Genomic DNA, 12150 nt, shown 5'->3' on the forward strand with positions numbered 1-12150 from the left:
AGAAGTCCGAGTGCACTGGGGCCGGCACTGAAGGCGACCTGAACGGCCATACCCTCAGACACCCAACAGCGTGCCCGACCCGATCGACGTCCGGAGATCATGCTTTCCACGCCCTTACGGACAGTACTCACAGCCTCCGACCCGTGAACCGGTCGAATAATCAACGTTCCACCCTTGAGCTGACCACCGCAGAACATTTGCCTGCGTAGTGGCTCTGGATCTCTTGCGAGACCTAGATGCTCCTTAGAAAGGAGGTGATCCAGCCGCACCTTCCGGTACGGCTACCTTGTTACGACTTCGTCCCAATCGCCAGTCCCACCTTCGACAGCTCCCTCCCACAAGGGGTTGGGCCACCGGCTTCGGGTGTTACCGACTTTCGTGACGTGACGGGCGGTGTGTACAAGGCCCGGGAACGTATTCACCGCAGCAATGCTGATCTGCGATTACTAGCAACTCCGACTTCATGGGGTCGAGTTGCAGACCCCAATCCGAACTGAGACAGGCTTTTTGAGATTCGCTCCGCCTCACGGCTTCGCAGCTCATTGTACCTGCCATTGTAGCACGTGTGCAGCCCAAGACATAAGGGGCATGATGACTTGACGTCGTCCCCACCTTCCTCCGAGTTGACCCCGGCAGTCTCCTGTGAGTCCCCATCACCCCGAAGGGCATGCTGGCAACACAGAACAAGGGTTGCGCTCGTTGCGGGACTTAACCCAACATCTCACGACACGAGCTGACGACAGCCATGCACCACCTGTACACCGACCACAAGGGGGCGACCATCTCTGGCCGTTTCCGGTGTATGTCAAGCCTTGGTAAGGTTCTTCGCGTTGCGTCGAATTAAGCCACATGCTCCGCTGCTTGTGCGGGCCCCCGTCAATTCCTTTGAGTTTTAGCCTTGCGGCCGTACTCCCCAGGCGGGGAACTTAATGCGTTAGCTGCGGCACCGACGACGTGGAATGTCGCCAACACCTAGTTCCCACCGTTTACGGCGTGGACTACCAGGGTATCTAATCCTGTTCGCTCCCCACGCTTTCGCTCCTCAGCGTCAGTAATGGCCCAGAGATCCGCCTTCGCCACCGGTGTTCCTCCTGATATCTGCGCATTTCACCGCTACACCAGGAATTCCGATCTCCCCTACCACACTCTAGTCTGCCCGTATCGAATGCAGACCCGGGGTTAAGCCCCGGGCTTTCACATCCGACGCGACAGACCGCCTACGAGCTCTTTACGCCCAATAATTCCGGACAACGCTCGCGCCCTACGTATTACCGCGGCTGCTGGCACGTAGTTAGCCGGCGCTTCTTCTGCAGGTACCGTCACTTTCGCTTCTTCCCTGCTGAAAGAGGTTTACAACCCGAAGGCCGTCATCCCTCACGCGGCGTCGCTGCATCAGGCTTTCGCCCATTGTGCAATATTCCCCACTGCTGCCTCCCGTAGGAGTCTGGGCCGTGTCTCAGTCCCAGTGTGGCCGGTCGCCCTCTCAGGCCGGCTACCCGTCGTCGCCTTGGTGAGCCGTTACCTCACCAACAAGCTGATAGGCCGCGGGCTCATCCTTCACCGCCGGAGCTTTCCACACTCATCGGATGCCCGAGAGTGTTGTATCCGGTATTAGACCCCGTTTCCAGGGCTTGTCCCAGAGTGAAGGGCAGATTGCCCACGTGTTACTCACCCGTTCGCCACTAATCCCCACCGAAGTGGTTCATCGTTCGACTTGCATGTGTTAAGCACGCCGCCAGCGTTCGTCCTGAGCCAGGATCAAACTCTCCGTGAATGTTTACCCGTAATCGGGTCGACACCACGAGAGCGGAACCACCGGAGGAATGATCCGATGGTTCACAGCGTCCTCGCTGTGTTTTACTTCAAAGGAACCTCGCCCCAACCGATAACCGGCCGGGAACGGGGTATCAACATATCTGGCGTTGATTTTTGGCACGCTGTTGAGTTCTCAAGGAACGGACGCTTCCTTTGTACTCACCCAAGCTACTCTCGGGCTTTCCTCCGGGCAGTTTCCCTTCGGTCTTGCGTTTCCGACTCTATCAGATCGTTTTCCGATCCGATTTCCTCGGTGCTTTCCAGGTTTCCGCTTCCGCGTTTCCCTTTCCGGCGGTTCCGACTCTATCAGATCCTTTCGGGCCTGATTCCCAGTCAGCGGGAGTTGTCTTCGCGGCTGTTGGGCCGTTCCGACGTTCCAAACCTTAGCGGATCTGCTCGGCAGTTCCCAATCGGGGCTGTCGAACCCAAATCGAATTGAATTCGGGCGTGCCGAATTCACCCCGGTTGGGAGGTCGTGCTGCTTGGTTTGGGTGCCGCTTGAGCGGCGGAGGTGCTGTCGCAGAACCGTTACGGCTCCGTGGCAACCCGAAGAACTCTACGTATCGCGGGGTGGACTGTCAAGCCTCCCCCGGGGCACCCGCGGCCAAACCTCGGGCGCCTTCAAGCGTACGGCCTCAGTCGAGGTCGGTGAGGCGGCCGCCGGCGTCCGGCTGAGCGTGCTCGACGCGGCGGAGGAGACGGGTCAGGACCTCGCCCAGGACGGTGCGTTCCAGCGGCGAGAGGTCCTGGAGGAGGTCCTCCTCGAAGACCGAGGCGAGGCGCATGGCCTCCAGCCACTTCTCGCGGCCCTCGGGGTTGAGCTCGACGATGACGCGTACGCGGTTGGTCTCGTCGCGCTCTCTCGTCACCAACCCCTCGGCGACCATGCGGTCGATGCGGTGGGTCATGGCGGCGGGCGTGAGGCCGAGCCGCTTGGCGAGCTCGCTCGGACCCATGCGGTACGGGGCGCCGGAGAGGACGAGGGCCTTGAGGACCTCCCACTCGGCGTTGCTGATGCCGAGCGCCGAGGTCTGCCGGCCGTAGGCGACGTTCATCCGGCGGTTGAGGCGGGAGAGGGCCGAGACGATCTTCTCGACCTGGGGGTCGAGGTCCTGGAACTCGCGCTGGTAGGCGGCGATCTGCTCCTCGAGTGTCGGCTCGGCGCTGTCGGAGATGCCGGGGGTGTCGCCCATGGGCGAAGTATGGCACGCCGCTGCTTGGCGTCGAAGTCCTTCGAGGTGTACTGTTTAGCTTCTAAGTTTTAGCTTCGAAGTCTTCAGTGTTAACGCTTGAGCTGAACGGCTTCCCTTACCTAGGCAGGTGAACGTGACCAGGGGGATGGGCGCAGCGATGCGCCGGATTCACGTGGGCAACGCGCTCGGCGCGTTCGGACTCGGCTTCACGGTCCCGTATCTGTACGTCTACGTGGCGCAGGTGCGGGATCTCGGTGCCACGACGGCGGGGCTCGTGCTGGCGGTCTTCGCCGTGGCCGCGCTGGTGGTGCTGCCCTTCGCGGGGCGGGCCATAGTCCGGCGCGGCGCGCTTCCGGTGCTGCTCACCGCCCTGGTCACCGCCGCCGTCGGATCGCTGAGCCTCGGGCTGGCCTCCAGTGCGACGACCGTGCTGTTGTCCGCGGTGGCGCTCGGGGCTGGGCAGGCCGTGACGCAGCCGGCGCTCGCGACGATGATCGTCGACTGTTCGCGTGCGGAGAACCGGTCGCGGGCCTTCGCCACACAGTTCTTTCTGCAGAACCTCGGGCTCGGGGTCGGCGGGCTGATAGGCGGGCATCTCGTCGATGCCACGCGCGCCGGTTCCTTCGTCCTCCTGTTCTCCATACAGGCGGCGATGTTCCTGCTGCTCGTGGGAGTGATGGCGACCGTGCGGATGCCTCGCGCTCCGAAGGTCGAGGGCGTGCCCACAGGGGCGACGGCCAAGGGGAGCTGGAAGCAGCTGCTCGGGAATCGGGCCATGGTGCAGCTGTGCGTGCTGGGGTTCGTGTTGTTCTTCGCCTGCTACGGGCAGTTCGAGTCGGGGCTCAGCGCGTACGGGGTCGAGGCGGCCGGGATATCGACATCCGCGCTCGGGACGGCGCTGGCGGCCAACACCGCGGTGATCGTGATCGCGCAGTTCGCCGTGCTGCGGTTCGTGGAGCGGCGTCGGCGGTCGCGCGTGATCGCTGCCGTGGGGCTGATCTGGGCCGTGGCGTGGGGCGTGGCCGGGTTCGCCGGGCTGGGGCAGACGAGCCAGACCATGGCGACTGCCGCGTTCGTCTCGACGTACGCGCTGTTCGGGCTCGGTGAGGCCATGTTGTCGCCGACGGTTGCTCCGCTGGTGGCCGATCTTGCGCCGGAGGGGATGGCTGGGCAGTACAACTCCGCGTTCGCGCTGGTCAAGCAGCTTGCGTTGGCGGTTGGGCCAGCGGTGGGTGGGCCGATGGGGGCCTCGCTGCATGCCCCGTACATCGTGGCGTTTCTGCTCTTCTCGCTGGGGATCACGGTGCTGGCGTTGCGGCTTGGGCGGCAGCTCAGCGATGTACAGGATCAGCCCGCCTCGGGGAGGAGTCGGGTGGTGGCTCGGGGTGGGGCGGCTTCCCGGAAGAGCGGGGTGGTGCGGGCCTGAGGTTTCGCCCCGCCGCCCCTACCCATCCCACCCGTCCACAAGGGGCTGTGCCCCTTCGACCCCGTCAAAGACTCGGGGCTCTGCCCCGGACCCCGTTCGCGCAGTTCCCCGCGCCCCTATGAGGGCGTGGGGCGGGGCAGGGCGAACTCGCACCACACCGCCTTGCCGCCGCCCGGGGCGCGGCGGCTGCCCCAGTTGGAGGCGATGGTGGCGATGATGGCGATGCCGCGGCCGGACTCGTCGGCGGGGTCGGCTCGGCGGCGGCGCGGGAGATGGTCGTCGCCGTCGGTGACTTCGACGATCAGGCGGCGGTCGGTGCGGCGCAGGCGCAGGCGCATGGGTGGGGTGCCGTGCTGGAGGGAGTTGGCGACGAGTTCGCTGGCTGCCAGGACGCCCAGGTCGTGCAGTTCCGGCGGGAAGCGCCAGCTGCTCAGGACGCCGGAGGCGAAGGCGCGGGCCCGGGGGGCGGCTTCCACGCCGCCGAGGAGTTCCAGGGCGGCGTTGCGGAAGAGTTCGCTGTCGGGGCCGACGCGGGCGGGGTGCTGGAGGACGAGGACGGCCACGTCGTCGTCGTGGTCGGCGGTGACACCCGTCGAGCGGACGAGGCGGTCGCAGACGACCTGCGGGGTGCCGGTGGCTCCGGACAGGGCGCGTTCCAGGGCGGCGATGCCCTCGTCCAGGTCCTCGTTGCGGCGCTCCACCAGGCCGTCCGTGTAGAAGACGGCCGTGGAGCCGGGGCCGAGGGGGATCGAACCGGAGGAGTGGGTCCAGCCGCCGGTGCCGAGCGGGGGGCCGGTCGGTTCGTCGGCGCGCAGGACCGTGCCGCTCTCGTCGCGGACGAGGATGGGGAGGTGCCCCGCGGAGGCGTAGACCAGGCGGCCCTCGTTGGGGTCGTGGACGGCGTAGGCGCAGGTGGCGATCTGGTTGGGGTCGATCTCCGTCGCGAGACCGTCCAGCAGCTGGAGCACCTCGTGCGGCGGGAGGTCCAGGCGGGCGTAGGCGCGGACGGCCGTACGGAGCTGGCCCATGACGGCGGCCGCGCGGACGCCCCGGCCCATGACGTCGCCGATGACGAGGGCCGTGCGGCCGCCGCCGAGGGTGATGACGTCGTACCAGTCGCCGCCGACGGCGGTCTCGGTGCCGCCGGGGTGGTAGACGGCGGCGATGCGCAGGTCGTCGGGTTGTTCCAGCTCCTGCGGGAGGAGGGAGCGCTGGAGGGTGACGGCGGTCTCGCGCTGGCGGCGCTCGCTCGCGCGGAGGCGTTCGGCGGCCTCGGCGTGGTCGGTGACATCGGCGGCGAAGATCAGCACGCCGCCGTCGCTCTGCTCGGCGCCGCTCGGTACGTCGACCGGGGTGCAGGTGATCGTGTAGCTGCGGCCGCCGGCGGCCTTGCGGGACTTGACCGTGCGGGGTCTGGAGCTGCGCAGGACCTGGTCGAGGAGCGGGAGGAGGCCGAGGGCGTCCAGCTCGGGCAGGGCCTCGCGGGCCGGTTCGCCGAGCGGGCGTACGCCGAAGGCCGCGGCATAGGCGTCGTTGACGTAGGCCGTGCGGTGGTCCGGGCCGTGGACCAGGGCGACGAGGGCCGGGATGCGGTCGAGGATCTCGCGGGTGGGGAGGTCGTCGACGACGGGCACGGTCGGTGTGTCGTCCGGGGGGTCGTCGGTCTGCCGTTCGACGCGGGCCGCGGGCACGGAGCCTTCCCCCCGCCGGTCCGGGGTGACCGTGTGGTCGGTCCGCGCTGCGGCGCGGCGCTGCGTACCGGGGAGCCGGGCGCTCCAGCGCGTGAAGTTCACCGAATCCTTGCCTCGTGCCTCGTGTTGTCGTCTGTGGCCGGCTCCGGATCCTGCCGATGGCCCCGGGTGGTGCCCCGGGGTACGGCGGTGGGGGGACGCCTGGTCGTGGGTGCTGTGCGGGCAGGGCGGTGGCCCCGCCCGAGATTGTGGATCACGTCGCGGACCAGTCTGGCCGACCGGACCGACATCCGTCAGACGTCGGCCTGAACGGTGGAGTTCCTGGATCCGGTCAGGACGACCCCTTCGGGTCCTCAGGAGGCTTTCCACCGGCCGCGAGTTCGAACTCGGCACGGGGATGTTCGAGTGAACCGAGCGAGACGATCTCCCGTTTGAAGAGCCCGGAGAGGATCCATTCGGCGAGGACACGGGCCTTGCGGTTGAAGGTCGGCACCCTGCTCAGGTGGTACACGCGGTGCATGAACCAGGCGGGGTAGCCCTTCAGCTTCCGTCCGTAGACGTGGGCGACGCCCTTGTGGAGGCCCAGGGAGGCGACCGAGCCGACGTATTTGTGCGAGTACGTCTGAAGCGGCTCGCCGCGCAGGGAACGGGCGATGTTGTCGCCGAGGGCGCGGGCCTGGCGTACGGCGTGCTGGGCGTTGGGGGCGGTCTCCTTGCCGGGTTCGGCGGTGACGTCCGGGACGGCGGCCGCGTCGCCCGCGGCCCAGGCGTGCGCGACGCCCTCCACGGTCAGCTCAGCCGTGCACTTCAGGCGCCCGCGCTCGTTCAGCGGGAGGTCGGTCGCGGCGAGGATCGGGTGCGGTTTCACACCGGCCGTCCAGACGACCGTCCGGGTCGGGAAGCGGGCCCCGTCGCTGAGGACGGCGACGCGGTCGGCGCACGATTCGAGACGCGTGTGGAGGCGTACGTCGATGTTGCGGCGGCGCAGCTCGGTGACCGTGTAGCGGCCCATCTCCTCGCCGACCTCCGGGAGGATGCGGTCGGAGGCCTCCACGAGGATCCACTTCATGTCCTCGGGCTTCACGTTGTGGTAGTACCGCGCGGTGTAGCGGGCCATGTCCTCCAGCTCGCCGAGCGCCTCCACGCCGGCGTAGCCGCCGCCCACGAAGACGAAGGTCAGGGCCGCGTCACGGATCGCGGGATCGCGGGTGGAGGAGGCGATGTCCATCTGTTCGATGACGTGGTTGCGCAGGCCGATGGCCTCTTCGACGGTCTTGAAGCCGATGCCGTGGTCCGCGAGCCCGGGGATGGGCAGGGTGCGTGCGATCGAGCCGGGGGCGAGGACCAGCTCGTCGTACGTCAGCTGCTCGGAGCCCGTGCCCTCCTCCGCGGTGGCGAGGGTGTCGAGGGTCGCGATGCGTTTGGCGTGGTTGATCGCGGTGGCCTCGCCGATGACGACCTTGCACTGGTCGAGGACGCGGCGCAGCGGCACGACGACGTGGCGGGGCGAGATGGAGCCCGCGGCCGCCTCCGGAAGGAAGGGTTGATACGTCATATAGGGGTCGGGGGACACGACGACGATCTCGACGTCACCGCGTCCGAGTTCCGGTTTCAGCTGTCGCTGCAAGCGCAGCGCTGTGTACAGCCCGACGTATCCGCCGCCGACGATAAGGATGCGCATCGGTTCCTTCACCATCCCATGACGCACCTTGCTCGTTGGTTTGTCCACAGGCCCGGCAATTTGTGTGACCGGTCTCCACAGGAGCGCGGGGTTGGCCGATTTACCGGCGTGTGCGGCAGATGCGCAGGTCAGATGGTGTGAGCGGGGTGGCAGGAGGGGGCGCAAACCGGACGTAAACCGCCCGTACTCCGATCGAGGGGCGCTCCGTGCGGAACGTGCCCCTTCTGAATTGACTCCCTCTCAACTATGTTCGTGTGTCGACGGGGTGTAGGGGGATGCGTTCAAGAGGTTCGGTCGGGTCCGGTTCCGGGTTGTGGATTCCGGGTTCGGGTCCGGGTTCCGAGTGGTCCGCGACGGGCGGTTCGGCTCGGGGACCGGGTCTCCGGCGAAGGAAATCGGAGACCACCGAGGACCTTGGACGCTTGTTCCGCCGCTCCGGCTTCCGATGACGGGGAGAGTCTCCGGGGGGAGACGTCATTACCGGGGGAACACGTATGCATATTCAGGAATCCCATTGGTCGTCCGCGTCCACCATCGCACCCGGTGGTGCGATGGGCTCGGCGGGCGGCAACGGACGCGGTGACGGAGTGCGGTCCACTCCGCTCCGCGTGGACGCACAGCGCAACCTCGAGCACGTGCTGCGCGCGGCGCGCGAGGTCTTCGGCGAGCTGGGATACGGCGCGCCGATGGAGGATGTGGCCCGCCGCGCGCGGGTCGGTGTCGGCACGGTGTACCGGCGCTTCCCGAGCAAGGACGTCCTGGTCCGGCGGATAGCCGAGGAGGAGACGTCCCGGCTCACCGAACAGGCCAGGGTGGCGCTCGGGCAGGAGCAGGACCCGTGGCAGGCCCTGTCGCGGTTCCTGCGGACCTCGGTGGCCTCGGGTGCCGGGCGGCTGCTGCCGCCGCAGGTACTGCGGGTCGGGGTCGCGGAGGACGGGTCCGACACGGTCGGCGGATTCGTCGTCGACGAGGCGCGGGTGCCGCAGCAGCGGGTTCAGCCGACGGCCGAGCTTCGGTTGGCGTCGGCGGATTCGGGCGCGGGTTCGCTCGGCGCCTCGGGTGGCGTCGGTGCGAGTGCCGGTGCCGGTGCCGGTGGCGTCGGTGGACCGGTGGACGATGCCGGGGCTTCGGCACTGCTCGAGGTGGTGGGGCAGTTGGTGGAGCGGGCTCGGGCCGCCGGGGAGCTGCGGCAGGACGTGACCGTGGCGGATGTGTTGCTCGTGATCGCCACGGGTGCGCCCGCGTTGCCGGATGCGGCGCAGCAGGCTGCCGCGTCGGCTCGGTTGCTGGACATTCTGCTGGAGGGGTTGCGGTCTCGGCCTGCCTGATGGTGGGTGGGTGAGGTTGTCGCCAGGGGCGGCGTGGGGTGGGTTTCCGCCCCCGCCGCCCCTACCCGTTTCCCTCCACCAGGGGCGCTGCCCCTTCGACCCCGTGGGGTGTGTTGTCGGGTGCGGGTTCGTGGGGGTTCTCGCGCGGTTCCCCGCGCCCCTTTCGGGGCGCGGGTTACAGCGGGTGGCCACCGTGCCGGCTGGTTCCGGCGGCCAGGAGGCGTGCGGTGCGGGCGTGGTCGCCGAGGCCGGACAGTACGGTCGCGGTGCTCGGCCGGGGTTGGCCGCCGTCACGGTCTCGGCGCAGGGATGTCCACGGCGGTGCGGAGGGCGTCGGTCATTCCGCGCGGGCCGGGTTCCGGGCCGGACTCTGCGGTCGTGAGGAGCCCGTCGACCAGGTCCGGGAAGGCCCGGAACCGGGGCGGGACTGTTTCCCGGTGAGGCACCTCGTGGGCGAGCCGCCACAGATCACGGGCGTGGGTGGTCTCGCCGTCGACCAACGCCATGGGGGCGCGGGAGGTGGACGAAGGCGTGGGGGTCCGGGGCGCCGAAGCGGTCGGCCGCCGCCGTCGCCTCGTCCAGCGGGGCAGGTGGCTCGCGCCCCGAAAGGTCGGCTACGCCCGTCGCGCCGTCGCCCCCGTGCCCAGCGCGCCCCTCTGGGGGGTGATGCCGGCCGGTACCGCTCGCTGTCTTGCCGGGGTGCCCGTCCAGCAGGTGCCTCGGCGGGAGAGGAGGCGGCGGAGCCAGAGTTCGAGGGAGACGAGGTCGGCGAGGCCGTCCAGGGGGAGGGGCTCGCCCTCCGCCGCCGCTCGGAGGGCCTTGCGGACCACTCGGGCCTCCACCAGGCCCGCCTGCGCGAGCAGCGGTGTGTCGAAGAGGCTGATCAGGGTGTCGGCGGCCACGCGCAGGCCGGTTCGGGCCGCGGCGGCGGAGGTGGCGTGGGAGGGGGCGCCCCAGCCGGGCGGGAGGTCGGTGACGCCGGCGCCCTCCAGGACCGTACGGAGGATGGCGGCGCGGGCGCCCGGCTGGACGCGCAGGGCCTCGGGGAGGGCGCGGCAGGCGCGGACGACCTGGTTGTCGAGGAAGGGGGTGTGGAGGCGTTGGGAGCGGATCTCCGCCGCCTGCTCCAGGATCCTCAGGTCCGCCGCGTGCCGGGCCAGGGCCGCGCGGGCGCGGAAGTCGCCGGGACGCTGGCCGGGGCCGACGGTGGAACGGCCCGTCGTCGCTCCCAGGCGAATCGATACTTCTGCCAGGGCCTCGCCGGTGAGCCAGCGGGCGGCGGGGCCCGGTCTGGCCCAGGTGAGCGCCGCCAGGGAGGCGCCCACCGCGCCTCCGGGCTCCTCGAAGCGGCGCTGCATGAGGCGGTCGGCGAGGACTTCGACGCCGGAGCGGTACGGGGTGCGGGCCAGCTTCCGCGCGGCGCCGTACACCCGCGCGGGGACCATCACCGAGCCGTCGGCCTTGGTGAGGGCGGCGACCGGGCGGACCAGGTGGCGGCGTTTGCGGTCCATGAGGAGGTCGGCGAGGCGGGCGGGGTGGGCGTCCAGGACCTGGCGGGCGCCGTAGCCGGTGAAGTGGTCGGCGCTGCCGGCGGCGAGGCGGGCGCGGTGGCGGGCGGCCGTCACCAGGGAGGGGCCCGGTTCGTCGGTCAGGGGGATGTCGAGGTCGGCGTACGGGAGCACCTCCTCGCCGCCCGTCACGACCACGTGGTGGAGGCGGGGGTTGGCGGCCAGCGTGCCCGCGCGTTCCAGTTCGGCCTCGCGGCCGGAGGTGGCCAGGTCGTTGAAGGTGACGGCGAGGAGGCGTTCGCCGGCGCCCGTGCCGTGGCCGAGGACCGTGCCGGGGGCGCCGGGCAGGCCGGCGGCGAGCAGGGCCAGGGTGCCGGAGGCGGGGCCGCCCGAGACATCGGCGCCGATGCCGGGGACGGGCATGCCGCGGGCGGCGCGGCGCTCGGCCGGGCCCATGCCGGGGACCGGGCCGGGGTCGACGTCGGGGACGTGCCGGGGGGCGGACAGCCGGACCCGTACGGCCTCGACGAGGGCGTCGCGGACGGCGTCCACCGCGCTGGTCGGGTCGGCGGAGGGGGCGGCGACGGCCAGCGAGGCGACCTGCTCGTAGCCGGCGACCTCACGCGCCCCGGCGCGCAGGATCAGTGCGTGCCCCGGAGGAATGCGGCGCACGCCGTCGTACGGGGTGGAGTCGTGCAGGGCGTCCGGTACGTCGGGGGCGGCCAGCAGGGCGGCCAGGTGCCCGAAGTCGAGGTTGGCCTCGATGAGGTCGGCGAGGGGCAGCGCGGCGGTCGCGTACGCCGTGCCGCCCGCCCAGGGGGTGTAGAAGACCGGGCGGGCGCCCGCGATGTCGCCGCAGACGGTCACCCGGCGGCCGACCTGGACGACGGCGGTGTAACTGCCGGGCCAGGCGGTCAGGTGGCGCAGGGCACCGCCGCGGGCGGCGAACAGGCCCACGCGCAGCTGCTCGTCGGAGGCGCCGCAGATGCCGAGGACGGCGATCTTGGTCTGGGCGTCGGCCGTCACGACGCGCACCTCGTCGGGGCGCCAGTCGCCGACGGCCCACAGCGGATCGGGGTCGCCCCACAGGAGGTGCGAGCCGACCGGGTGCACGGTCTCGCCGTCGGGTCCGGTGGCGCCGGCGGAGCCGAAGGCGGGTGCGCCAGCGGCGGTACTGCTCCATCCCACCAACCACCGCATCGTCGCCTCCACAGGCTGTGGACAACCAGGGCACCGCACGAACGGCTCCCATGCTGCCACGAAGGAGGCTTGCCGGAGGGCGTGTGGCGCGGCTTGCACACCGGTGAGTGCGCCCCTGGGGAGCCTTGAGCACTCCCCCGCCACACCCTCAAGTCGCCCTTGAAGAGGGGAGGTCGACAAAGGAGGACCCCGGGTCTACGACGTGAATGCGCCCCCGGTACGCTCCCCCAGAACACCTAACGCGCCCTCAAGAGACGTGGTCGGAGCGGTATTCACGCTCGACGACCACCGTCGATTTTCGGCCAAAT

7 protein-coding genes and 1 rRNA gene are annotated in these 12150 nt (G+C 69.7%); 2 read left to right on the forward strand and 6 right to left on the reverse strand.

Annotated features, from left to right (window positions below; translation table 11 throughout):
* Window positions 1-247: 247 nt before the first annotated feature.
* Window positions 248-1774 (reverse strand): 16S ribosomal RNA (locus OG202_RS23580).
* 676 nt (window positions 1775-2450) lie between these two features.
* The gene (locus OG202_RS23585) at window positions 2451-3008 is read right to left on the reverse strand and encodes a MarR family winged helix-turn-helix transcriptional regulator (RefSeq protein WP_327728915.1); all 558 of its coding nucleotides are present in this window, start codon (window positions 3006-3008) and stop codon (window positions 2451-2453) included.
* Between the two features lie 145 nt (window positions 3009-3153).
* Between OG202_RS23585 and OG202_RS23590 the strand changes: the two genes are divergently transcribed.
* Window positions 3154-4434, forward strand: a complete 1281-nt coding sequence (locus tag OG202_RS23590) for an MFS transporter (protein ID WP_328223555.1) — start codon at window positions 3154-3156, stop codon at window positions 4432-4434.
* A gap of 116 nt (window positions 4435-4550) precedes the next feature.
* On the opposite strand, the gene OG202_RS23595 is transcribed toward OG202_RS23590, so the two are convergent.
* Window positions 4551-6227, reverse strand: coding sequence for an ATP-binding SpoIIE family protein phosphatase (locus OG202_RS23595; RefSeq protein ID WP_326581202.1), 1677 nt, complete (start codon window positions 6225-6227; stop codon window positions 4551-4553).
* A gap of 229 nt (window positions 6228-6456) precedes the next feature.
* Window positions 6457-7821 carry an NAD(P)/FAD-dependent oxidoreductase gene (locus OG202_RS23600; protein WP_326581200.1) on the reverse strand — a complete coding sequence of 455 codons (1365 nt, stop codon included), beginning with the start codon at window positions 7819-7821 and terminating at the stop codon, window positions 6457-6459.
* A 479-nt stretch (window positions 7822-8300) separates the two neighbouring features.
* Here OG202_RS23600 and OG202_RS23605 point away from each other — a divergent pair, with 479 nt between their 5' ends.
* Window positions 8301-9134: a TetR/AcrR family transcriptional regulator gene (locus OG202_RS23605; RefSeq protein ID WP_328223557.1), complete on the forward strand. Its 834-nt coding sequence runs from the start codon at window positions 8301-8303 to the stop codon at window positions 9132-9134.
* 290 nt (window positions 9135-9424) lie between these two features.
* Here OG202_RS23605 and OG202_RS23610 read toward each other — a convergent pair whose 3' ends face one another.
* Both OG202_RS23610 and OG202_RS23615 read right to left on the reverse strand, forming a co-directional pair.
* Window positions 9425-9640 (reverse strand): hypothetical protein, encoded by a 216-nt coding sequence (locus OG202_RS23610; protein WP_327728912.1) that lies wholly within the window; start codon window positions 9638-9640, stop codon window positions 9425-9427.
* A 108-nt stretch (window positions 9641-9748) separates the two neighbouring features.
* Window positions 9749-11842, reverse strand: coding sequence for an asparagine synthase-related protein (locus OG202_RS23615; protein WP_328223559.1), 2094 nt, complete (start codon window positions 11840-11842; stop codon window positions 9749-9751).
* Window positions 11843-12150: the final 308 nt, after the last annotated feature.

Source organism: Streptomyces sp. NBC_00310 (genome assembly GCF_036208085.1).
Classification (GTDB): domain Bacteria; phylum Actinomycetota; class Actinomycetes; order Streptomycetales; family Streptomycetaceae; genus Streptomyces.